Source organism: Actinomycetospora sp. 2LY8.5 (genome assembly GCF_057180585.1).
Window position 1 is genome coordinate 1 of sequence record NZ_JBXUHE010000004.1, and the last position, 23,088, is coordinate 23,088.

The following is a 23,088-nucleotide window of genomic DNA, read 5'->3' on the forward strand; positions in this document are numbered from 1 at the left end:
GCCCTGATATGCCTGGCCCGCCGCCGCACCGACGTCATCTACGCCATGCTCCGCGACCACCAGCCCTACCGCGCCCCAGCGCGAGCACCCGAGCCCCTCGCGGCTTGACAACCCCATAGAGACACCCTCCCCGGTCCCTCTGGAGGACGCCATGTTCCGTAGGATGAACGAGGCCACCCGCCTCGTGCGCGAGGGCCGCCTGGTCGACGCGACGGCACGGATCCAGGGGCGTCGGGGCGGTGGCGTGTCCCGGATGTCGGCGCCGGGGCCGTCGTCGTCACGGGCCGGGACCGCGACCCGGGGGTCGGCAGCCGGCCTGGCCTACCGCCGGCACGTCCCCGCCGGCCTCGCGCCCGGCGCCCCGCTGGTCGTGATGCTGCACGGTGGGACGCAGGACGCCGACCGGTTCGCCGCGTGCACCGGCATGGACGAGGCCGCCGAGCGCGCGGGCGTCGCACTCGTCTACCCGGAGCAGTCGCGCTCGGCGAACGCGATGGGCTACTGGAACTGGTTCCGCCCCGGCGACCAGGCCCGTGACGCCGGGGAGCCGGGGATGATCGCCGAGGTCACCCGGACCGTGGCGGCGCAGCTGCGGTGCGACCCGGCGCGCGTGGCCGTCGCCGGGTTCTCCGCCGGGGCGGCGATGGCGGCGGTCATGGCCGCGACGTACCCCGACCTGTACTGCGCCGCCGGTGTGCACTCCGGGCTGCCCTACCGGGCGGCGCGCGACGTCGGCTCGGCGTTCGCCGCGATGTCGTCGCCGCCGGCCTCGGTCGCGGACGCCGGCCCGGTCCCGCTCGTGGTCGTGCACGGTGACGCCGACCGCACCGTGGCGCCGGGCAACGGCGAGGCGGTCCTGCGCTCGGCGCTGATCGGCGCCGCGCCCGGTCGGCTGGATCGGACCACGGGGTGCGCACCCGGCGGGCACGCCTGGACGCGCGAGCGCTTCACCGAACCCGGTGGCCGCGTGCTGGCGGAGTCGTGGACGGTGCACGGTCTGGGGCACGCCTGGTCCGGCGGACCCGCGGACGCGTCCTACGCCGACCCGGCCGGCCCGGACGTCTCCGCCGCCATGCTCGCGTTCTTCGGTTTCGCGGCCGAGGTGCCGGCGGGGCGCCGGGTCGGGTAGACCTGCCTCGTGCCCGACCTCTCCGAGTACCACGCGAAGCGCGACCCCGCGCGCACGCCGGAGCCGTTCGGAGAGGTCGGCGGCGCCGCGGCACGCAGCGGAGCGGAGCTGCCGTCGACGCAACGGCCCACCGGCGACCGCTTCGTCGTCCAGGAGCACCACGCCCGCCGGTTGCACTACGACGTGCGCTTCGAGCGCGACGGCGTGCTCGTGTGCTGGGCGGTGCCGAAGGGGCTGCCGGACAAGCCGGGGGCCCCGCGGCTCGCCGTCCACACCGAGGACCACCCGCTGGAGTACCTCGACTTCCACGGCGAGATCCCCGCCGGCGAGTACGGCGGCGGCTCGATGACCATCTGGGACACCGGGCGCTACGAGACCGAGAAGTGGTCCGACCGGGAGGTCGCCGTGACCCTGCACGGCGAGCGCGTCTCGGGCCGGTTCGTGTTCTTCAAGCCCGACCGCGACGACCAGGACGAGAAGGACTGGCTCGTCCAGCGCCGGAAGTCCGACACCCCGGCCGCGGCGGGGTCGGCGCGCGACACGTCGGCCCAGTCGCCGCGGGTCTCGGTCGGTGGGCGCGGCCTGCGGCTGTCGAACCTCGACAAGGAGCTCTACCCCGACGTGCCCAAGGCGTCCGTGGTCGACTACTACGCCCGGGTCGCCGACACCCTGCTCCCCCACCTCGCCGGCCGGCCCCTGACCCTGCGCCGCTTCCCCGACGGCATCTCCGCGCCGTGGTTCTACGAGAAGAACGCGGGCGCCAAGGCCCCGGACTGGATGCGCAGTGTCACCGTGCCGACCCCGGGCAGCAGCCGGGGCTCGACGACGGCGAACTTCATCGTGGTCGAGGAGCTCGCGACGCTCGTGTACCTGGCCAACCTCGCGGTGCTCGAGCTCCACGTGCCGCAGTGGCGCGTGGACGAGGACGACACCGTGCTGCCGCCCGACGAGCTGGTGTTCGACCTCGACCCGGGCGAGGGCACCACGGTCGTCGACTGCGCGCGGGTCGCCCAGCGGGTGCGCGAGGTGCTGCTCGCCGACGGGCTCGAGCCCTGCCCGAAGACCAGCGGCAGCAAGGGCATGCAGGTCAGCGCCGCGATCCGCGTCGACGACCCGGACCGGACCTCGGCGTACGCGAAAGGCGTCGCCGAGCTGCTGGCCCGCGAGACCCCGCGCTCCGTCACGGCGATCATGGCCAAGGAGCGGCGGCGCGGGAAGATCTTCGTGGACTGGAGCCAGAACAACACCGCGAAGACCACCGTCGCGCCCTACTCGCTGCGCGCCCGGGCGGCGAACGGTGCCCCCACCGTGTCGACGCCGCTGACCTGGGACGAGGTGGAGGCCGCGCAGCAGGCCCGGGAGCTGACCTTCTCCCCCGCCGACGTGCTCGCGCGGATCGAGGCCGACGGGGACCTCTACGCCGCCGCGCTGGGCGAGGGCATCACGCGCCCCGATCTGCCCGAGTCGCCGTCGGCGGGCTGAGGGGCGCCGGCGTGTCGACACGACCGGCAGCTCCCCAGGATCGTCGCGGCCGCGGGACCTGCCGCAGGTGCCTCTCTCGCCGTGCGAGGCGTCCGGCGACCGGTGGTCGGCTGCCTAGCCGACCAGGCCGTTGACGGTGCGCCCCACACCCCGCACGGCGTCGCCGGCTGCGTCGCCGACCTCTCCCAGCAGGCTGCTGCGGCGCGACGGGTCACCCGAGCTGCGGTTCCCCGAGTCACTGCCGGCGTCACTGCCGGCGTCACTGCCGGCGCTCGAGCCCGACGAGCCCCCGGACGAGCCGGAGCTGCCACCCGAGGAGCCGCTGCTCGAGCCCCCGGAGGCGGTCCCGGAGTCGTCGTCGTCATCGTCGCCCCGCGTCGTCGGGGTCTCGGTGTCGCCCCCCTCGTCGTCGTCCGCGTCGCCGTCCGCGGTCGAGGTACCGGAGGTCGGGCGCGAGGTGGGGGTGCGGGTGGTCTCGTCGTCGTCGCGGGCCAGGGCGCGCGGGGTGACGGTCGCGGAGCGCGGGGGCCGGGCGATGGCAACGGTCGGGTCGTCCATCGGCGGGAGCACGGAGGCGTCGGCGGGCGCGCCCGGAGGGCCCGGATCGGCGGCGGGAGCCCCGCGCCCGGGCGCGGGGCCGGCCGTCGGCGGCAGACCCTGGCCCGGCAGGTCGCCCGGCGCGACGACCGGGAACGTGCCGACGCGCGGGAGGGCGGTGTTCTCCCCGTTGTGGACGAGTGTCGAGATCGCGGCCGGGACGACCGCGGCCGCAGCCGCGACCGACGCGGCCGCCAGGCCCCAGCCCCGCAGGCGACCGGAGGTGCCCGCACCGGGGGCGGCAGCTCCGCGACGTCGGCGGTGGCGCCCGGTGTCGGTGACCGGCCCGGAGGGCGTCAGCTCGGTGGGCGACTCCTCGAGGCCGCGGCGTGCCCAGGTCGGGAGCTCGTCGGGGACCTCGCCCGACGCCCACCAGGAGGGCTCACCCCCCGACCCCTTGGGCATCTGCGCTCCCCTCAGCCCAGTGTGACCGCTGAGGCTACTGCACGTACAGAGGAGCCCCCAAGGTGGCCCGCCGATTCCCCGAAACGTGCGAAGCCTCACGGCTGTGTGCATCAGTGGGAGCGTCGAGCACGCGGACCGGGCAGACTCAGGGCCCGTGACCCGGGCCCACCACCCGAACACTCCGCACCCGTACCTCGCCGGCCGGACACCCCGTGCGTTCGCGCACCGCGGCTGGCACATCGGTGATCTCGACGGTCTGGAGAACTCGCTCGCCGCCTTCCGCCGGGCGGTCGACGAGGGATACACGCACCTCGAGACCGACGTGCACGCGACCGCCGACGGTGTCCTCGTCGTGCACCACGACGCGACGCTGCGCCGGGTGGCCGGGCACCCCGGTGTCCTGCGCACCATGCCCTGGGCCGACCTGGCCGGCGTGCGCCTGCGGGGGCGGGAGCCGCTCCCCCGGCTGGAGGAGGTGCTCGAGGCACTCCCCGGGACCTTCTTCAACGTCGATCTCAAGGCGCCGGGCACGCTCGAGCCGATGCTGCGGCTGCTCGAACGCGACGACGTCGCCGAGCGGGTGGCGGTGGCCAGCATCGACGAGGGGCGGCTGCAGGCGGTGCGCTCGCGCTTCGGCGACCGGGTGGTGACGGGGATCGCGACGCGCTCGGCGGTGCGGCTGCGGGCCCGGGCGACCTCGCCGTCGTCCTTGCGCGGGCCGTTGGAGCGAGCGCTGCGGGTGCGCGGGAACCTCGCGCAGTTGCCGGTGCGCGTCGGCGCGCTGTCGGTCGTGGATCCCGCCCTCATCGCGGCCGCCCACGATCTCGGTATCGAGGTCCACGTCTGGACGGTCGACCGCACCTCCGAGATGCACCGCCTGCTCGACCTCGGGGTCGACGGCCTCATGACCGACCGTCCCGACCTGCTGCGCGACGTGCTCGTCACCCGCGGGGTGTGGACGGCACCCGCCGACGGAGCGGGCTGACGGGCGGGGCACAACCGGCGTCGTGTGGGCGTTGCCAGGGGAGGGTATTCACCCCGTGTGCGCCCGGACCGGTGAGTCGGGTCACGGATGCGATGAACGGCGGCCATCGTGGGAACGAACAGCGGTGGTCCGGCGTTGACCACCCCGTGCCCGGCGCCGCGCGTCTCGGGTGCACTCGCAGTCGAGGAAAGGACACCATCATGGCCGACCGCGTCCTCCGTGGTAGCCGTCTCGGGGCTGTCAGCTACGAGACCGACCGCGACCACGACCTCGCCCCCCGTCGTTCCTTCGCCTACCGCTGCCCCAAGGGCCACGACTTCGAGGTGCCGTTCTCGGACGACGCCGAGGCGCCGGTGACCTGGGAGTGCCGTCTGCACGGCGACGAGGGCAAGCGCATCGACGGCACCGAGCCCGAGCAGAAGAAGGCCAAGCCGCCGCGTACCCACTGGGACATGCTGCTCGAGCGCCGCTCCGTGCCGGAGCTGGAGGAACTGCTCGACGAGCGCCTGGGGCTGCTCAAGGAGCGCCGCTCCGAGAGCGCCTGACTCCGCTGCACCGAGGGCCGTCCCGCGTCGCCGGGGCGGCCCTTTCGTGTGCCCGGCGAGTCGTCAGCGCATGGGACGGGCTCGCCGCCGGCGCACCCGGTCCCGCACCGCCCACGACGTGATCCGCCAGAGCGCTTCGCGCACCACCGCGCCGCTCATCTTGGACACGCCGTGCTCGCGTTCGACGAACGTGATCGGCACCTCGCGGGCGCGCAGGCCAGCTCGGTCCACCCGGAACGCCACGTCGACCTGGAAGCAGTAGCCCTCCGAGGCCACCGTCGCCATCCCGAGCTCGGCGAGCGCCGCCCGGCGGAAGCAGCGGTAGCCGCCGGTGACGTCGTGCAGCGGCAGCCGCAGCGCGCGCCGCGAGTACACGTTGCCGGCCCGCGACAGCAGGCGGCGGTGCCACGCCCAGCCCGCCGTCGCGCCGCCGGCCACATAGCGCGAGCCGAGGACGACGTCGGCGTCCGCCGCCGCGCTCAGCAGCCGCGGGAGCTCCTCGGGCGCGTGCGAGCCGTCGGCGTCCATCTGTACGACCCACCCGACGTCGTGCGCCCAGCCGTCGCTCCAGCCGCCGCACCGCCCGTCGACGATCAGGGAGAACGCGTCGACGTACGCGGCGCCGAGCCCGGCTCGCGGAGTGTGGTGGTGCACCCGGACCCGGGGGTCGGCGGCCGCGAGCTCCTCGGCGAGCGTGCCGGTGCCGTCGGGGCTGCCGTCGTCGACGACGAGGACCCGCAGACCGGGCAACGTGTGGTGCAGCCGGGTCACGAGCCCGGGCAGGCTCTCGCGCTCGTTGTAGGTCGGGACGGTGACGAGGACGTCCGACCCGTCGGGGGCCGGGCCGCTCACCCGCGCTCCCGCCGGCGCCGCACCAGCCCGACGGCGAGCGCGACCGCTGCGAGCGCGACCAGCGCCCACTCCGGGGCGGGCCCGAGGCGGGTCGCGAGCGTGGTCGTCGTCCGCAGCGGCACCTGCTCGACGAGCAGGCCGGGCGTGAACAGCGCGCCCGTGCGCGCGACCAGCGACCCGTCCGGCGCGACCACGGCGCTCTGCCCGCTGGTCGCGGCGATCACCACCGCTCGGTCGTGCTCGATCGCGCGGAGCCGGGACATGCCCTGCTGCTGGTAGGTCATGTCGCTGTAGCCGAAGGTCGCGTTGTTGGTCGGCACCGTGAGCAGGCCGGCGCCGCCTCGGACGGCGTCGCGCACGGCGTCGTCGAAGACGACCTCGTAGCAGGTCACCACGCCGAGGCGCACCGGACCGGCCGGCAGCACGCCCGAGCCCGTGCCCGGCTCGAAGTCGGTGACGCGGTCGACCAGCGGCGAGACCGCGCGGGCGACGGGGCGCAGCGGGATGTACTCGCCGAAGGGCAGGATGTGCCGCTTGGTGTAGGTCCCGGCCGGGCCGGTGCCCGGGAGCCAGACGATCGCGGTGTTCCGCGGGCCCTGCACGAGCGTGCCGTCGGGGGCGCGGGTGCCCGACAGCACGGCGCCCACGACGACCGGGACGCCGATCTCGTCGGTGACCGCCTGGATCTCCGCGCCGGCGTCCACGTTGCGGATCGGGTCGATGTCCGAGGAGTTCTCGGGCCAGATCACCAGGTCGGGCCGGGGCGTGCGGCCGGCGCGGACGTCCTGCGCGAGCACGCGGGTCTGCCGGACGTGGTTGTCGAGCACCGCGCGGCGCTGGGCGTTGAAGTCGAGGCCCGCGCGGGGCACGTTGCCCTGGACCGCGGCGACCGTCGCGGTCGGCCCCGGCGGGTTCGCGCCGACCGAGGGCCAGACGGCCAGGCCCGCCACGGCACCCAGGAGCACGGCGACGAGGGCACCGGCGAGCGGCGCGGCCCGGCGCGGCGGACGGGCGGCCCGCACGAGGGCCCAGAGCCCGGCGCCGGTCAGGGCGACCGCGAACGTCACCAGCGGCGCGCCACCCAGGGAGGCGAGCGGGGCGAGCGGTCCGCCAGGCTGGCCGAAGGCGAGCTTGGCCCACGGGAAGCCCTCGAACGGGGCGCGCTCGATGAACGCCTCGCCCGCCGTCCACAGGCACGCGACCCACAGCGGCGCGCCGGGCAACCGCGACACCAGCGGCATCAGGGCGATCGGCACCGCCATGACCACCGTCAGGGCCGCGAGCAGCAGGAACCACACGCCGCCGACGTACTCGCCCGTCCAGTGCAGCAGCGGCCACTGGTAGGCGACGCCGACGAGCAGCCCGAGCCCGAACGCGGACCGCGGACGGCGCCCGTCGACGACGCTGACGACCAGCGCGATCCCCAGCGGCCCGGCCCACCAGGCGCCGAGCGGCGCGAACGCGACGTAGAGCAGGAGCCCGGCGACGACGGCGCCGGCGAGCCGCGGCCACGCGGCGAACGCGGGACAGCGCGGCGTCGCGGGGCGGGCGGGCTCGGGGCCCGCCGTCAGCACGACTGCAGGTCGTGGGGGCGGCGGTTCACCGACTCACAGCCGGACTCGGTGACGACCACGATGTCCTCGATGCGGGCGCCCCAGCGGCCCGGGAAGTAGATGCCCGGCTCGACGCTGAAGGCCATGCCCGGCTCGAGCGGGAGGTCGTTGCCGTCGACGATGTAGGGCTCCTCGTGCACCTCGAGGCCGATGCCGTGGCCGGTGCGGTGCACGAAGAACTCGCCGTACCCGGCGTCCCGGATGATCGCGCGGGCGGCCTCGTCGATGCTCGCGGCCGTCGCACCCGGGCGGACCGCGTCGACGGCGGCGGCCTGGGCGCGCTGGAGCACGGCGTAGACCTTCCGGACCTCGGCGTCGGGCTCCCCCACGACGTAGGTGCGGGTGGAGTCGGAGTTGTAGCCGTCGGGCAGCGGGCCGCCGATGTCCACGACGACGACGTCCCCGGTCCGCAGGACCCGGTCGGACACCTCGTGGTGCGGGCTGGCTCCGTTCGGGCCGGAGCCGACGATGACGAACGCGGCCTCCGCGTGGCCGGTCTCGAGGATCGCGCGGGTGATGTCGGCCCCGACCTCGGCCTCGGTACGCCCGGGGACGAGCCACGCGGGCACGCGGGCGTGGACGTCGTCGATGGCGGCGCCCGCCGTGCGCAGCGAGGCGATCTCCTCGGCGTCCTTGCGCATCCGCAGCTGTCGCAGGATCGGGGTGGCGAGCTCGAGCGTCGCGCCGGACAGCACGTCGCGCAGGCCCAGGACGTGCAGGGCCGGCATGTCGGCGGCCACCGCGACCCGGCGGACGGCACCGAGTCGCGAGGCGGCGAGCGCGTGGGGGTCGACCCCGTCGGTCCAGGTCAGCACGTCCATGGTCTCGACCGCCGACCCGTCGAGCCCGGGCCGCTCGAGCGTCGGGACCACGAAGGCCGGGTCGCCCTGCGCGGGCAGCAGCAGCGCGGAGAGGCGCTCGTGCGAGTGCTTCACGACGCCGGTGAGGTACTGGAGGTCCGGCCCCGGGGTCACGACCAGGGCGTCCACCCCGGCCTGCCGGGCGGCGGCCCGGGCGCGCTCGAGCCGGGCGGCCACGTGCTCGCTGCTCATGGTCGCCGAGCCTAGGTCAGGCGGCCCGCGGGATGAGTAGATGTCCCCTGGGTGCCGGGGCCCCGCTCCGGGAAGCTCCGGGTCATGAGCACCCCGGTCCCGCAGGACGCGGTCCTCGCCCGCCTCGACGGCGACCTCGCCGGCCTCTCCCGCGAGGTCGAGCGGATCCGCGCGAACCTGCAGACGCTGCGTACGACCATCACACCGGCACCGGCGCCCGCTCCGCTCCCCGCCTGGGCTCCCCCGCCCGCGTGGGCCCCGCGCCACGTGCCCGCGCCGCCCCACCGCGGCTCCGGCCGGCCCCCGCGCCCGCCGCGCCCGCCGCGCCCTTCGCGCGTGTCGTGGACGCCGGCGCGGCTGCTCGCGGTCACCGGCGCCGCGACGACCGTCCTGGGCGTGGTGCTCCTGCTGGTCCTGGCCGCCGGGCGCGGGTGGTTCGGCCCGGAGGCGCGCGTCATCGGCGGCGCGCTGCTGGGTCTCGCGCTCGTCGGCGTCGGGGTCCGGGTGCGTCACCGGGCGGGGGCCGCGGAGGCTCCCGCGGGCGCCGTGGCCCTCGTCGCCACCGGCGTGGCCGCCCTCTTCCTCGCCGACGTGGCCGCCGTGGCGCTCTTCGCCCTCCTCCCCCTCGCGCTGGCCGCTCCCCTGGCCCTCGCCGTGACCGCGGGCGGCCTCGTGCTCGCCGACCGTTGGCGCCACCGGGGTCTCGCGCTCGGCGTGCTCGTCGCCTCGGCCCTCGCGGCGCCGCTCGTGGTGGGCGCGCCGACCCCGACGCTGGTCGCCGTGCTGCTCGCCGCGCAGGTGGCCGCCGTGGCCGTCGCCCGCCGCCGGGCGTGGCCGGTCGTCGCCGCCGTGGCCGCGATCGCGAGCACCCTCGCCGCGCTGGGGGCGGCGATCCGCTTCCTCGCCGGAAGCACGTTCTCCGACCTGCCCACCACCGTCGCCGTGCTCGCGGTCCTCACCGCCGGGGCCGCCTCGGCCGTCGCCGTCGGGGCGCCGGGCCGCGCCGGAGCCGCCTCGCTGCTCGGCCTGCCCGTGCTCCCGGTGCTCCTGGTGGCGCCGGGCCTGGCCCGGGCGCCCGGCGCGCTCGTCGCCGGCGGCGTCGCGGTGGCCCTGCTCCTCGCCGTGGTCGCCTGGGACCGGGCCGCAGCCGGCACGCAGCGCGGCGGAGCTGCCGCGCCGGAGGCCGGATACCGTCCGCTGGCCCTCGTCGCCGGCACCGCCGGCACCGCGTCGCTGCTGGTCGCGACGCTGATCGCCGTCGACTCCGGACCGGTCTCCGTGCCCCTGCTGGCCGAGGCCGCCGTGCTCGCGGTCGCCGCCGGCGCCACCCGCCGTCTCGGTCCGCTGCTCGCCGGGGCCGCGCTCGCCCTCGTCGGCGGGGCGACCGCGCTGGCCACCGACGCGCCGCCCGCCCTGGTCGCCGGGTTCCCGGCCCGCCCGTTCGTCCTCGTCGCCCCCGGCGGCACGGCCACCACCGCGGCCGTCGGGGAGCTGGTCGGGGCGCTCGCCACGTCGCTGCTGCTCAGCGCGGCCGCCGCCGCGGCGGTCGTCGCGCTCGCCCGCCTGGACGTCCTGCGCGACCGCGTCCAGCAGGCCGTCGCCGTCGGCGGGCTCGGGGTGATCGGGCTCTACGGGGCCACCGGAACCGTCGTGGCGAGCGCGCTGCTCGTCTCGCCGACGCGCGACGCGTTCCTCGTCGGACACGTCCTCGTGACGGTGTCGTGGACCGCGGTCGCCCTGGTGCTGCTGGTCCGCGGCCTGCAGTCGTCGCTGCCGCGGATCCTCGGCGGGGTGCTGGTCGTCGCGGCCGTGGTCAAGCTGGTGCTCTTCGACCTCACCGCCCTCGACGGGCTCGCGCGGGTCGCAGCGTTCCTCGGCGCGGGGCTCGTGCTCCTCGCGGCCGGGACCGGCTACGCGCGGGTCGTCGCCGGAGCAGCCGGCGCGTCTCAGGGTCCGGCCGGCCTCGACCGCCGCGGCGACGAGGCCGGACGTCGGCCGGCCCGAAGCGTGGGAAGCTGCCGGGTATGGACGCGGAACATGTCGGAGCCGGATCCTCGGGACGAGCCGCGCCGGTGATGCTGCTCGACTCGGCTAGCCTGTGGTTCCGCGCCTTCTACGGGGTACCCGCGTCGCTGACCGCCGAGGACGGCACGCCGGTGAACGCCGCGCGCGGCTTCTGCGACATGGTCGCCCGCCTGGTCCGCGAGCGGCGGCCGGGCGCCGTCGTCGCGTGCCTCGACCGCGACTGGCGTCCGGCGTTCCGCGTGCGCGCGATCCCGTCGTACAAGGCGCACCGCGTCGACCCCTCGATGGGCGACCCCTCCTCCCCCGTCGGGGGCGCGCCCGACGCGGAAGCCGCCCCGCCCGAGCTCGGCCCGCAGGTGGAGATCATCCTCGAGGTCCTCGCCGCCGCCGGGATCGCGACCGCCGGCGCGGAGGGCTACGAGGCCGACGACGTCATCGGCACCCTGTGCGCCACCGAGGCGATCGACGCCGTCGAGGTCGTCAGCGGCGACCGCGACCTCCTCCAGCTCGTGCGCGACGAGCCGACCCCGGTGCGGATCGTCTACATCGCTCGCGGTGTGTCGAAATACGAGCTCTACGGCCCCGAGGACGTCGCCGCCCGCTACGGCGTCCCGGTCGCGCGGGCCGGCGACGGCTACGCCGAGATGGCGATGCTGCGCGGCGACCCCTCCGACGGCCTGCCGGGTGTCGCGGGCATCGGCGAGAAGACCGCGGCGCAGGTCGTGTCGACGTTCGGCTCCTGGGACGAGATGATCAACGCGGTGCTCGACCGCTCCGACGACCGGATGTCCTCGGCCGTGCGCGCCAAGATGGCGAAGGCGGGCGACTACCTGGTCAAGGCGCCGGAGGTCGTGCGTGTCGCGCCCGACGCCCCGCTCGACTGGACCGGCGAGCGCCGCACCCTGCCCCACGCGCCGGTGGACACCGACAAGCTCACCGAGCTCGCCGAGCGCTGGAACCTCACCGGCTCGGTCGACCGGCTCGTCGCGGCCCTGAAGGGGGAGGAAGCGCCCTCCTAGGTTCCGGCGCGGCCCTGCTCGGCCAGCCAGGCCGCCGCGATCGTCTTCGGGGCGCGCAGGAGCCACGCCTCCTCGACGAGCTCGCGCAGCTCGTCGGCACGGATCCGCTCGAGCCGCACGAGCACCGCGGCGTAGCCGTCGAAGTGCGGCGTCGTGAAGTACACGGCGGGGTCGTCGGCGATCAGCGCGTGCTTGACGCCCTCGTCGGCGACCCGCACACCCAGCACGTCGCCGTCCGGCCGCGGGACGCCGGCGGCCTCCAGGGCGGCCTCGTCGGCCCGGCGCAGCGGGCGCTCCCAGACGAAGCTCTTCGACGACACCCGCCAGTTCGCCGACCCCCACGACACCTTCTCGTCGGTGCGCGGCAGGGCCAGGGCGAGGGCCCGGACGTCGTCCAGGGTCGCCATCAGCGCGGCTGACCGACCGAGTAGGTGCCCTCGGCGTCGACGACCGACACCGGCACCTGCACTGCGCGCCCGTCCACGGTCGCCGAGCACGTGAACCGCACGCCGGGCCGGACCTCCTGGTCCGACGGGCACCGCACGTCGGTGATCTGGCGGCGCCAGTCCTCGGTGACCACGTGCGTCACGCCCTGCGCGACCGAGTCCGCGTCGAGGACGTCCACCCGGGCGAACCGCGGCCCGACCACGAACGCCAGCAGGCCGACGACGATCAGCGCGATCAGCAGGAGTGCCCCGACGACGAGGCCGACGACCTTCCAGGGGAACGGCTGGCGCTGACGCGGCGGCGGGCCCCAGGGGTCTCGGCCCTGCCCCGGCGGGGCTCCGGGCGGCGCCCAGACCGGCGACGCGGGGCCGTACCCCTGCCGACCGTGGCCGGGCTGCTGGCCGTACCCGGGCGGCGGCCCGTAACCCTGCTGGCCGTAACCCTGCTGGCCGTAACCCTGCTGGCCGTAACCCTGCTGGCCGTAACCCTGCCGGCCGTAGCCGGGCGGGGGGCCGTACCCGGGCTGCTGCTGGTGGCCGGGCGGCGGGCCGTAGCCCGGTGCGACCGGGTACTGCTGCGTGCCGGCGTCCGACGGCGCGTCGTAGTGCGTGTGCTGGGCGCGCACGCCCTGCGGCGGTGTCGCGACATCCGCTGCCGGGTCGGCGGGCGTCGCGCCCGGGGCGACGAAGCCCCCGTCGCCGGTGTCCGTCTTCTCCGTCTTCTGCCCGGACGTCTGCCCGGACGTCTGCTCGGGCTCCGAGCTCGGCGGGGCCCAGGGCGATCGGGATGCATCACTCGACGGGTCGAGCTCCGCTCCGCGGCGTGTCCCGTCCGCCTCGCTCATGACGGCTCAGCCCTCCCCCACGGCGACGACACCGCGGCGGATGGCGCGCACCGCGTCGGCGGCGGCACGTCCGACGGTGTCCTCGCCGCCCGCGACGGTGCGGATCTGGTCCAGCAGGTCGACGACCTGTCGGCACCAGCGCACGAAGTCTCCCGCGCTGAGCTCGGTGCCGTGCGCCCGGGCCCCGGCGAGGACCGTCGCCAGCGTGTCACCGCGGACCCAACGATGCACCGGCCAGGCGAAGCCGAGGTCGGGCTCGCGGGTCTTGTCGAGGTGGTGGCGGCGCTCGTCGGCGACCAGGTCGTGCCAGAGCTGCACGGTCTCGTCGACCGCGGTGACGGCGTCGTCGGGCACGCGCGGGACGCCGCCGTCGTCACGGCGGCTGTCGTACACGAGCGCCGACGCGACGGCCGCGATGTCGGCGGGACCGAGGCCGCGCCAGATACCGCTGCGCAGGCACTCGGCGACGAGGAGGTCGGATTCGCCCCACAGGCGTGAGAGCCGTCGCCCGTTCTCGGTGATGTCCTGCTCGGCGTCCGGCGCGTCGTCGAGGTATCCCCGCTCGGTGAGGAGCCCGCGGATGCGGTCGAAGGTGCGCGCGAGCGAGTGCGTCGTCGAGCGCACGCGTGCCTGGAGCTGCTCGGTCTCGCGCTCGAGGCGCTGGTGGCGCTCGAACCAGCGTGCGCGGTCGTCACGGTCGGGCAGCGCGTGGCAGGGGTGCGAGCGCAGGGCACGGCGCAGCGCCGCGAGCTCGGCGTCCTCGTGGTCGGCCGCGCCACGGCGTCTCCGGGCGGACCCGCCCGGCAACGGCGGCTCGATGCCCGTCTCGCGCAGGGCGTTGGCGAGGTCGCGGCGCACCCGGGGCACGCGGTGGTCGACCTTGCGCGGCAGTCTCATCGTGCCGAGCGCGGTGACGGGCTCGGGGAAGTCGCCGAGCGAGAGCCGGCCCGCCCACCGGTCCTCGGTGAGCACGAGCGGGCGCGGCTCCTGGCCGCGGGGGCTGCGGTCGACGCCCGGGTCCAGCACGACGGCGAGGCCGGCCCGCTTGCCGCCGGGCACCGCGATGACGTCGCCGGGCCGCAGCGCTTCCAGCGACGCCGCGGCGTCCGCCTTCTGTGCCGACCGTCCCTGGCGCGAGAGCATCTTCTCCCGGTCGGTCACCCGCCGGCGCAGGTCCATGTACTCGGCGAAGCTCGCGAAGTCCTCCTCCTCGCCCGAGCGGCCCCCGGCGGCCTCGGCGTAGCCGGCGAGGGCCTCGCGGTTGCGCTCGAGGCGCTTGGCGAGCCCGACGACGCTGCGGTCGGCCTGGAACTGGGCGAACGACTGCTCGAGCAGCTCGCGGGCGTCCTCCACGCCGAGGCGGTCGACGAGGTTGACGGCCATGTTGTAGCCGGGCCGGAACGACGAGCGCAGCGGGTAGGTGCGCGTCGAGGCCAGGCCGGCGACCTGCTCGGGGTCGACGCCCGGCGTCCACACCACGACCGCGTGCCCTTCGACGTCGATGCCGCGGCGCCCGGCACGCCCGGTGAGCTGCGTGTACTCCCCCGGCGTCAGCTCGACGTGCGCCTCGCCGTTGTACTTCACCAGCTTCTCGAGCACGACGGTGCGCGCCGGCATGTTGATGCCCAGCGCGAGCGTCTCGGTGGCGAAGACCGCCCGGACGAGGCCGCGGACGAAGAGCTCCTCGACGGTCTCCTTGAACGCCGGCAGCATGCCCGCGTGGTGGGCCGCGACGCCGCGCTCGAGGCCCTCGCGCCACTCCCAGTAACCCAGCACCTCGAGGTCGGCGTCCGGCAGGCCCGACGTGCGACGCTCCACCACCTCGCGGATCGCGGTGACGTCGTCGGGCCCGGTGAGGCGCAGCCCGGAGCGCACGCACTGTACGACCGCCGCGTCGCACCCGGCCCGGCTGAAGATGAACGTGATCGCGGGCAGCAGCCCCGCGGCGTCGAGACGCTCGATGACGTCGACACGCGACGGCGGCCGGAAGCCGGACCCTCCGCCGCGCCCGGGCGGGCCGGAGCGACCCGGTCCCCCGCGGCGGTCGCCGCCGCGGCCGTGACGTCCGGGCGGCCCCGAGCGGGCGCGGCCGCCCCGGACCGAGGGCCCGCGGTCGACCTCGGCGACGGCGCGCACGAGCGTGGGGTCGACCTTCAGCGACGAGGTGCCGCCGCGGCGCTCCTCGGCGAACAGGTCGAACATGCGGTGCCCGACGACCATGTGCTGCCACAGCGGCACCGGGCGCGTCTCGTCGACGACGACCGTGGTGTCGCCGCGCACGGTGACCAGCCAGTCGCCGAACTCCTCGGCGTTGCTCACGGTCGCCGACAGCGACGCGATCTGCACGTGCTCGGGCAGGTGGAGGATGACCTCCTCCCACACGGCGCCGCGGAAGCGGTCGGCCAGGTAGTGGACCTCGTCCATCACCACGTACGCGAGGCCCCCGAGCGCCGACGACTCGGCGTAGAGCATGTTGCGCAGCACCTCGGTGGTCATGACCACCACGGGCGCCGAGCCGTTGATCGCCGCGTCGCCGGTCAGCAGCCCGACCGCCTCGGCGCCGTGGCGCTCGACGAGGTCGGCGTACTTCTGGTTCGACAGGGCCTTGATCGGCGTCGTGTAGAAGCACTTCTGCCCGCGGGCCAGCGCCAGGTGCACGGCGAACTCGCCGACGACCGTCTTGCCGGCGCCCGTCGGCGCGCACACCAGCACGCCGTGGCCCTGTTCGAGGGCCAGGCAGGAACGGCGCTGGAAGTCGTCGAGCTCGAACGAGAGCTCCGTGGCGAACCGGCCGAGCTCCGGGTGGGCGGTGCGGGTGCGAGCCTGCTCGTAGGCCTCGGCGGGAGAGCGAGTGGCCACCTACCCACACTGACACATCGGGACGGCGTGCCGCTGGCTCAGGTGACGTCCCACCGGTCGGCCGATCCGTCGTTGCCCCGCTCGGTCGTGTCCACCGGCTGGATCCGCGGCGCCGGGCCGGGGGGCGGGGTGGTGGAGCCGAGACGGTCGTCGAGCGGCGAGGGCTGGTCGGGATCCAAGCCGTCCCAGCCCTGCTCGAGGCGCCGGCGCGCTTCGCGCTTGTCGTGCAGCCGCGCCACCTGGATGGCGAACTCCAGCAGCAGGACCAGCGACACGCCCAGGGCGAGCATCGAGATCGGGTCCTGGCCGGGGGTCGCGATGGCCGCGAACACGAACAGGCCGAAGATGAGGCCGCGGCGCCAGCGTTTCAGCTGGTCGTAGGCGACCACGCCGACGCGGTTCAGCATGATCACCAGCAGCGGGAGCTCGAAGCTCACCCCGAAGATGACCAGCAGCGCGAGGAGCAGGCTGAAGTAGTCGGACCCGCGCAGCACCGTGGCCTGGATGTCGCCGCCGATGGTGAACAGGAACTGCAGCGCCTGGGTGACGACGAAGTAGGCGAGGACGGCGCCCGCGGTGAACAGCACCACCGCGACCGTGACGAACGTGTACGCGAAGCGCTTCTCCTTCGCGTACAGACCGGGCGTGATGAAGCCCCAGATCTGGGCGAACCAGACCGGGCTCGACAGTAGCGCCCCGGCGGTGGCCGCGACCTGGAGACGCAGCACGAACTGCTCGAACACCCCGAACGCGACGAGGCGGCACTCCTCGCCGCCGCCCAGCTGGACCCGGTTCTCCGGTGGCAGCGCGCAGTAGGGCTCGGCGAGGATCTGGCCCAGCGAGGGCAGGCCGAAGGGGTAGGACGTGTACCAGATGAACCCGAGCGCCGTCCCGAGCGCGATGGCCAGCAGCGCGACGGCCAGACGGCGCCGCAGCTCGTAGATGTGCTCGACGAGCGTCATCGTGCCGTCGGGGTTGGCCCGCCGGCGCGTTCCCGGCCAGCGCAGGCTGCGCCACCACCGGGCGCGGGACCCGTTCCCGAGGGGGTCGGCTCCGCTTCGCTGCGCGTCCCCGGAGGAGGTCACGCCCTGCTCAGGAGGACGTGGTGCCCGGACGCGTGGCCGGGGTGTCGTCCTCGGGGGCGGCCGTGCCGTTGGTGACCGAGTTGGTGACCGAGTTGGTCGCCGACGGTCGCTCGTCCAGCTGACGGCCCGGGGCCTGCGGCTCGGCGGTCCCGTTCTGCGCCTGCCCGGCCTGCCCGGCCTTCTCGTCCTCGCGCAGGCCGCGCGTCTCGGCCTTGAAGATGCGCATCGACTGGCCCAGGCCGCGTGCCATGTCGGGCAGCTTCTTGGCGCTGAACAGCAGCACCACGCCGACGATGGCGATGATGACCCATTCGCTCACGGTGTGGCTCCTTCCACGGTGCCGCTGATCCTACGCGCGGCGCTCGGCGAGGCGGACCTTCAGCGCGGCCACCCGCGCCGTGATCAGCCCGACGTCCTGGCCGATCTGCTCGCGCGCCACGCCGGAGACCAGCGCGAACCGCTTGACCGGCTTGAGGAGCGCGGCCACCACGAGACCGAGCCCGACCAGCGCGACGAGCACCACGACGACGCTCAGCAGGTACGGCACGGCCCCGACCCTAGCCGGGAAGGGTGACCGCACGGTGAACGCCCGCGCGCGGCCTCCCGGCAGGCGGCGTGCGCGGTGCGAGCGATGCGGCATCGCTGGCGTCACACGCCAGGATCGCCACATCGTCGGCGCGCGACACGCCGGTGGTTCGCGCGGGCCGGCCGCCCCGGGCCGCGAGGAGCACCGTGCGCATGATCGACACGCCCGCGGGCTGCCGAACGTGCCGGTCGCCGGTCGCCGGGAGCCCGGATCCTCAGTCGCCCTCGCCGTACGCCGCCAGGGCCTCGCGGGCGCGGGCGCGGCGGGCCTCGACGAGTTCCGGCGGGGCGAGGACGTCGACGGTGTCGCCGAGCCCGAGCAGCAGGCGCACCATCCAGTCGCGGTCGCCGTAGCGCATCGTCACGCGCGCCGAGCCGTCGTCGTCGGCGTGCAGATCCTCGACCGGGTAGTACTCGGCCACCCAGCGCGCCGCCGGGTGCAGCACGAGCGCGGCGACGTAGGCGCCGTCGTCGGGGCGCAGCAGGTCCTCCCCCGACCCCTCGCGGCCCCGGGCGCCCGGGGGCGGGGCGGAGGGCTCGTCGAGCACCTCGGCGTCGTCGACCCGGTCGAGGCGGAACAGGCGCACGCCCTCCGCGCGGCGACACCACGCCTCGAGGTAGGCCGAGGCGTCGACGAGCAGCAGGCGCATCGGGTCGACGACGCGGCGGCCCACGGCGTCGCGGGACGCCGAGTAGTAGGTCAGCCGCAGGGCCCGGCCGCTCTCGACGGCGCGGCGCACCTCGTCCTCGGCGCGTCCCGGCCGGCGTCCCAGCCCGACGGCCACGCCCTCGCCGGCCGGTTCGGGAGCGTCGTGGGTGACGCCCGCCTTCCCGGCGGCGTCCTCGATCTTCGCGAGGGCACGCTGGACCGCGTCGGCGTCCACCATGCCCGGCGCGTCGGCCAGCGCGCGCAGGGCGACGGCGAGCGTGGCCGCCTCCGCACCGGACAGGCGCAGCGGGCGGCGCATGCCGGCGTCGAAGGTGACCGTGACCGTGTCGCCCTCGAACGACAGGTCCACCAGGTCGCCCGGCCCGTAGCCCGGCAGGCCGCACATCCACAGCAGCTCGAGGTCGCGGCGCAGCTGGGCCTCGGGCACCCCGAAGTCCGCGGCTGCGTCGGCGACCGCGATGCCGGGACGGGCCAGCAGGTACGGCACGAGCGTGAGCAGGCGCGGCAGTCGCTCGGACACCCCGGCGGCGGTCATCGGACGCTCCCGGCCTCGAGGGTGACGAGCGAGCCCCGCAGCAGCGCCACGACGGCCTCGCGCAGCTCCGGCGGGTCGAGGACGACGGCGTCCGGGCCGTACGCGGCCACCCAGCGGGCGGCGGTGTCGACGCGGGACAGGTCGATCTCGACGACGTCGGGGTCGCCGCCCGGGTCGGGTCGTGACCCCCGCCGCAGGCCCTCCGCGCGTCCCGGCACCAGCCGGACGCGCGCCGTGCCCGACGGCGGCGGTGGCCCGGCGGACGCGGCGACCAGGGCGACGAGGTCGACGTCCGCGGGCGGGGTGACCGCACCGCGCGCCCCGAGCGCGCGCACGTCGTCGCCGATGCGCGAGAGCCGGAAGCAGCGCACGTCGTCGCGGTCGCGGTCGTGGCCGACGAGGTACCAGCGGCCCCGCCACGACACGACGCCCCAGGGCTCGACGGTGCGGGTGCGGGCGTCGGCGGTGGGGTGCGACCGGTGGGTGAAGGTGACGACGCGGCCGGCGCGGCTGGCCGCGAGCAGCGGCGCGAACGCCGGCTCGGCGGCCTGCAGGCGCGGCTGCACCGCGGACGCGGCGTCGGGATCGACGGCGATCCCGGCCGCCCGCAGCTTCTGCAGCGCCGAGCGCGCCGCGCCCGCCAGCGCCGGGGAGTCCCACAGCCGCGCGGCCAGCGCGACGGCGGTGGCCTCGTCGGGGGCCAGGTCGATGTCGGGCAGCTCGTAGTCGCCCCGGGCGATGCGGTAGCCGTCGACCGGCTCGGCCATCGACGACCGCCCCGTCTCCAGCGGGACCCCGAGCTCGCGCAGCTCGGCCTTGTCCCGCTCGAACATGCGGAAGAAGGCCTCGTCGGAGGCGACGTCCGCATAGCCCGGCACCGTCGCGCGGATGCGCTCGGCGCTGAGGTACTGGCGCGTCGAGAGCAGGCAGAGCACGAGGTTGACCAGGCGTTCGGCGCGCGAGGACGGGCTGGTCGTCACGGGCGTGAGCCTACCGAGGTCTCGCCCAGGTGTTCGAACGGCCGGGCCCGGCGCGTCCCGTGTCCGGAACGGCTCTCACGTCGAGTCGTTGCTGCTGCGCTGCGCGCGCTGGATGCGGACCTGGCCGTCGTCGTCCCGATCGACCTCGAACCGGTAGGTCTCGCGGCTGATCCGCCCGTTCGCGGTGGTGAACTCGATGTCGGCGAAGACCGTGTCGCCACGGGCCTCGACGTTCGACGTCCGGACCTCGCGGATCCCCGACCAGAACCGCTGGTAGCCGCCGTACCCGCCCGACTCGTCCTGCGCCCGCTCGGACAGCGTGGCCCACGCGCGGTCGATGTCGCCGGGCAGCGCGGCGTAGTAGTCGACGACCACGGTGGCCGGGTCGCCCGGAGCCGCCGGATCGCTCGGCGAGAGCGGGGCGGCCACGCTGGGAGGCGGGGCCTCCGACGCCGAGGCGGGGGCTGCCGAGGTCGACGTCGACGGGGTCGACGCGGCGGTCGGCGGGGTCGGCGCGGCGACGGTGCGCCCGCCGCCCGCGGCCAGCGCGGCGCCGATGCCGCCGGCGAGCACGAGCGCCGAGACCGCGATCACCGCGGCGACCCGGCGCGAGGGTCGACGGGAGGGGCGACGCCGGTCGGCGCCGGCAGGCCGCGTCGGCGCGGGGGCCGGGACGTCGCCGGGGGCCTCCGGATCGATCCCGTCGCCGAGCGCCGCGGACTCCTCCCCCACCTCGCCGGCGCCGACCGGGAGGTCCGCGGTGCCGGTCGGGCGCGGCGCGGGAACGGCGACATCGGCGTCAGCGGCACCGTCGGCGGTGTCGGTCACCGCGGCCGGGATGAACGGCGTCGTGCCCGCGCGGGCCCGCAGCGCGCGCTCGACGGCGGCCGTGTCCGGTCGGTGCGACGGGTCGAGGCGCAGCATCGCGGCGAGCGGACGCCCCAGCACCCCGGCGCGCTCGGCCGGGCGCAGCTTTCCCTCGGCCATGGCGTGCAGCACGGCGAGGGTGTTGTCGTGGTGCCCGCAGACCAGCTGGTTCTCGACGGCGGCGTAGAGCGTCGCGCCGAGGGAGAACACGTCCGAGGCCGGTGACGGATCGCCGCCCCGGGCGACCTCCGGGGCGAAGTAGCCGGGCGTCCCGGCCACCATCCCCCCGCCGGTGGACGTGGTGTCCCAGGTGGCGCGCGAGACGCCGAAGTCGGTGATCTTGGCGACGCCCTCGTCGGTGATCAGGACGTTGCCGGGCTTGATGTCGCCGTGGACGATGCCGGCCTCGTGCACCGCGGCGAGCGCCTCGGCGACCTGGGTGCCGATCCAGGCCGCCTCGGCGGGCTCCAGCGGTCCCTGCGCGGCGAGCACCGCGGCCAGCGATCGCGACGGCAGGTACTCCATGACGAGCCAGGGACCCCGCCCACTCCCCTGATCACCGTCGACCACCACGTCGAACACCGCGATGGCGCGCGGGTGCACGACGCGGGCGGCGATCCGCCCCTCACGCATGGCCCGGGCCCGGGCGACCCGCTCCTCGGTGGCGTCGCGGTGACCGCGCGCGGCGAGCTGCTTGACCGCGACGGTGCGCCGCAGCCGCCGGTCCCAGGCGGTGAAGACCACGCCCATCGCCCCGGCGCCGATGCACTCCCCGATCCGGTAGCGCCCACCGAGCACCGTGCCGACGACCGACGTGTCGACCGGGGCCGGCGCGGCCCCGTGGGTCGTGCTGGGGTGCAACGTGCTCGGTGTCGCCACGGGGCCGTGCAGTCGGGAGGTGCGGGGCTGGTGCTGCATCGCGGTCTCGTGCCGTCCTCGGCGTCGTCGTTCAGTGCGGATCGTGCCTACCTCGCGCGCCCCCGACGCACGCCGCCGACGTGGCCTCGATTACAAGGTCGCGATCAGCCGGTCCACCCGTTCGTCGACGGCGCGGAAGGGGTCCTTGCAGAGGACGGTTCGCTGGGCCTGGTCGTTCAGTTTGAGGTGGACCCAATCCACTGTGAAGTCCCTCCCGGCGGCCTGGGCGGCCGCGATGAAGTCGCCGCGCAGCTTGGCCCGGGTGCTCTGGGGTGGGGTGTCCTTGGCCGCCTCGATCTCGCCGTCGTCGGTGACGCGGTCGACCATGTCCTTGCGCTGCAGCAGGTCGAACACGCCGCGGCCGCGCCGGATGTCGTGATAGGCGAGGTCGAGCTGCGCCACCCGAGGGCTGGACAGGCCGAGGTCGTTGCGATTGCGGTAGCGCTGCACCAGGCGGTGCTTGATCGCCCAGTCGATCTCGCGGTCGATGAGCGAGAGGTCCTGGCGCTCCACGGCGTCGAGCGTGCGGCCCCAGAGCTCGACCACGCGGTCGGTCACCGGGTCGGACCCGCGGCGCGCGACGTGCTCGACGGCCCGCGCGTGGTACTCGCGCTGGATGTCCAGCGCGCTGGCCTCGCGACCGCCGGCGAGACGGACCGGCCGGCGCCCGGAGAGGTCGTGGCTGATCTCGCGGATGGCGCGGATCGGGTTGTCCAGCGTGAAGTCCCGGAACTGCACGCCCTGCTCGATCATCTCGAGCACGAGGTGGGTGGTGCCCACCTTGAGCAGCGTGGTGACCTCGGACATGTTCGAGTCGCCGACGATGACGTGCAGGCGCCGGTAGCGCTCGGCGTCGGCGTGGGGCTCGTCACGGGTGTTGATGATCGGGCGGCTGCGGGTGGTCGCCGACGAGACGCCCTCCCAGATGTGCTCGGCGCGCTGTGAGAGGCAGAACACCGCGCCCCGCGGGGTCTGCAGCACCTTCCCGGCACCCGCAATGAGCTGGCGCGTCACGAGGAAGGGCAGCAGGACGTCGGCGATGCGGGAGAACTCGCCCGACCGGCCGACGAGGTAGTTCTCGTGGCAGCCGTAGGAGTTGCCCGCCGAGTCGGTGTTGTTCTTGAACAGGAAGATGTCGCCGCCGATGCCCTCGTCGGCGAGGCGTCGTTCGGCGTCGAGCAGGAGGTCCTCGAGGATCCGCTCGCCCGCCTTGTCGTGGGCGACGAGCTGGGTGAGCGAGTCGCACTCCGCGGTGGCGTACTCGGGGTGGCTGCCGACGTCGAGATAGAGGCGCGACCCGTTGCGGAGGAACACGTTCGACGACCGTCCCCAGGACACGACCCGGCGGAACAGGTAGCGGGCCACCTCGTCGGGCGAGAGGCGTCGCTGGCCGTGGAAGGTGCAGGTGACACCGAACTCGGTCTCGACCCCGTAAATCCTCCGCTGCATCCCTCCACCCTAAGCCAGTGCGGCGCGAGATGAGGCAGACGAAGCGACGGGTGAGCTCGACCCCGCATCGGGTCCGCGTGACGCCCCGGGTCACCCGCCGTCACCGGCCACCCACCCCGGATCACTACGGTTCGGTGCCGTGGCG

Annotated in this window: 20 protein-coding genes; 6 read left to right on the top strand and 14 right to left on the bottom strand. The window is 75.5% G+C overall.

Annotated features, from left to right (window positions below; genetic code table 11):
• The first annotated feature begins 163 nt into the window (after positions 1-163).
• Both AC2A1K_RS06395 and ligD read left to right on the top strand, forming a co-directional pair.
• Complete coding sequence (locus tag AC2A1K_RS06395) at positions 164-1,129, top strand: extracellular catalytic domain type 1 short-chain-length polyhydroxyalkanoate depolymerase (RefSeq protein WP_483895491.1); 966 nt, start codon at positions 164-166, stop codon at positions 1,127-1,129.
• A 9-nt stretch (positions 1,130-1,138) separates the two neighbouring features.
• A complete protein-coding gene (gene ligD / locus AC2A1K_RS06400) occupies positions 1,139-2,611 on the top strand; it encodes a non-homologous end-joining DNA ligase (RefSeq protein ID WP_483895492.1) in 1,473 nt (490 codons plus the stop codon).
• A gap of 114 nt (positions 2,612-2,725) precedes the next feature.
• Here the strand turns inward: ligD and AC2A1K_RS06405 are convergent, their stop codons facing one another.
• Positions 2,726-3,613 (bottom strand): hypothetical protein, encoded by an 888-nt coding sequence (locus AC2A1K_RS06405; protein WP_483895493.1) that lies wholly within the window; start codon positions 3,611-3,613, stop codon positions 2,726-2,728.
• Positions 3,614-3,767: 154 nt separating this feature from the next.
• Between AC2A1K_RS06405 and AC2A1K_RS06410 the strand changes: the two genes are divergently transcribed.
• Both AC2A1K_RS06410 and AC2A1K_RS06415 read left to right on the top strand, forming a co-directional pair.
• Positions 3,768-4,598, top strand: a complete 831-nt coding sequence (locus tag AC2A1K_RS06410; RefSeq protein ID WP_483895494.1) for a glycerophosphodiester phosphodiesterase family protein — start codon at positions 3,768-3,770, stop codon at positions 4,596-4,598.
• A gap of 200 nt (positions 4,599-4,798) precedes the next feature.
• Positions 4,799-5,143, top strand: coding sequence for an RNA polymerase-binding protein RbpA (locus AC2A1K_RS06415; RefSeq protein ID WP_133828683.1), 345 nt, complete (start codon positions 4,799-4,801; stop codon positions 5,141-5,143).
• Between the two features lie 63 nt (positions 5,144-5,206).
• On the opposite strand, the gene AC2A1K_RS06420 is transcribed toward AC2A1K_RS06415, so the two are convergent.
• From AC2A1K_RS06420 to AC2A1K_RS06430, 3 genes are read right to left on the bottom strand one after another with little or no spacing between them, the layout of a single operon-like run.
• Complete coding sequence (locus AC2A1K_RS06420) at positions 5,207-5,995, bottom strand: polyprenol monophosphomannose synthase (RefSeq protein ID WP_483895495.1); 789 nt, start codon at positions 5,993-5,995, stop codon at positions 5,207-5,209.
• On the bottom strand, positions 5,992-7,569 hold the full coding sequence (gene lnt / locus AC2A1K_RS06425) for an apolipoprotein N-acyltransferase (RefSeq protein ID WP_483895496.1): 1,578 nt from the start codon (positions 7,567-7,569) through the stop codon (positions 5,992-5,994). The genes AC2A1K_RS06420 and lnt overlap by 4 nt, the downstream gene beginning before the upstream one ends.
• Positions 7,563-8,660: a M24 family metallopeptidase gene (locus AC2A1K_RS06430; RefSeq protein ID WP_483895497.1), complete on the bottom strand. Its 1,098-nt coding sequence runs from the start codon at positions 8,658-8,660 to the stop codon at positions 7,563-7,565. Before AC2A1K_RS06430 ends, lnt begins: the two co-directional genes overlap by 7 nt.
• A gap of 84 nt (positions 8,661-8,744) precedes the next feature.
• Here AC2A1K_RS06430 and AC2A1K_RS06435 point away from each other — a divergent pair, with 84 nt between their 5' ends.
• Both AC2A1K_RS06435 and AC2A1K_RS06440 read left to right on the top strand, forming a co-directional pair.
• The gene (locus AC2A1K_RS06435; protein ID WP_483895498.1) at positions 8,745-10,736 is read left to right on the top strand and encodes a DUF2339 domain-containing protein; all 1,992 of its coding nucleotides are present in this window, start codon (positions 8,745-8,747) and stop codon (positions 10,734-10,736) included.
• On the top strand, positions 10,736-11,704 hold the full coding sequence (locus tag AC2A1K_RS06440) for a 5'-3' exonuclease (RefSeq protein WP_483895850.1): 969 nt from the start codon (positions 10,736-10,738) through the stop codon (positions 11,702-11,704). The genes AC2A1K_RS06435 and AC2A1K_RS06440 overlap by 1 nt, the downstream gene beginning before the upstream one ends.
• Here the strand turns inward: AC2A1K_RS06440 and AC2A1K_RS06445 are convergent.
• The 10 genes from AC2A1K_RS06445 to pafA all read right to left on the bottom strand — a co-directional run bounded on the left by AC2A1K_RS06445 (position 11,701) and on the right by pafA (position 22,943).
• Complete coding sequence (locus tag AC2A1K_RS06445) at positions 11,701-12,111, bottom strand: MmcQ/YjbR family DNA-binding protein (protein WP_483895499.1); 411 nt, start codon at positions 12,109-12,111, stop codon at positions 11,701-11,703. The two genes, AC2A1K_RS06440 and AC2A1K_RS06445, sit on opposite strands and share 4 nt — an antisense overlap.
• Positions 12,111-12,995: a DUF4333 domain-containing protein gene (locus AC2A1K_RS06450; protein WP_483895500.1), complete on the bottom strand. Its 885-nt coding sequence runs from the start codon at positions 12,993-12,995 to the stop codon at positions 12,111-12,113. Before AC2A1K_RS06450 ends, AC2A1K_RS06445 begins: the two co-directional genes overlap by 1 nt.
• Before the next feature lie 6 nt (positions 12,996-13,001).
• Positions 13,002-15,854 carry a DEAD/DEAH box helicase gene (locus tag AC2A1K_RS06455; RefSeq protein WP_483895501.1) on the bottom strand — a complete coding sequence of 951 codons (2,853 nt, stop codon included), beginning with the start codon at positions 15,852-15,854 and terminating at the stop codon, positions 13,002-13,004.
• 38 nt (positions 15,855-15,892) lie between these two features.
• Positions 15,893-16,939, bottom strand: coding sequence for a twin-arginine translocase subunit TatC (tatC, locus tag AC2A1K_RS06460; protein WP_483895502.1), 1,047 nt, complete (start codon positions 16,937-16,939; stop codon positions 15,893-15,895).
• Positions 16,940-16,946: 7 nt separating this feature from the next.
• Entirely contained in the window at positions 16,947-17,258 is a 312-nt protein-coding gene (gene tatA, locus AC2A1K_RS06465; protein WP_483895503.1) for a Sec-independent protein translocase subunit TatA, read from the bottom strand.
• Positions 17,259-17,288: 30 nt separating this feature from the next.
• On the bottom strand, positions 17,289-17,486 hold the full coding sequence (locus AC2A1K_RS06470; RefSeq protein ID WP_483895504.1) for a hypothetical protein: 198 nt from the start codon (positions 17,484-17,486) through the stop codon (positions 17,289-17,291).
• Between the two features lie 253 nt (positions 17,487-17,739).
• Entirely contained in the window at positions 17,740-18,729 is a 990-nt protein-coding gene (locus AC2A1K_RS06475) for a helix-turn-helix transcriptional regulator (protein ID WP_483895505.1), read from the bottom strand.
• Entirely contained in the window at positions 18,726-19,709 is a 984-nt protein-coding gene (locus AC2A1K_RS06480) for a helix-turn-helix transcriptional regulator (RefSeq protein WP_483895506.1), read from the bottom strand. Before AC2A1K_RS06480 ends, AC2A1K_RS06475 begins: the two co-directional genes overlap by 4 nt.
• A gap of 75 nt (positions 19,710-19,784) precedes the next feature.
• Positions 19,785-21,494 (bottom strand): serine/threonine-protein kinase, encoded by a 1,710-nt coding sequence (locus AC2A1K_RS06485; protein ID WP_483895507.1) that lies wholly within the window; start codon positions 21,492-21,494, stop codon positions 19,785-19,787.
• A gap of 90 nt (positions 21,495-21,584) precedes the next feature.
• Positions 21,585-22,943, bottom strand: a complete 1,359-nt coding sequence (gene pafA / locus AC2A1K_RS06490) for a Pup--protein ligase (RefSeq protein ID WP_337698584.1) — start codon at positions 22,941-22,943, stop codon at positions 21,585-21,587.
• Positions 22,944-23,088: the final 145 nt, after the last annotated feature.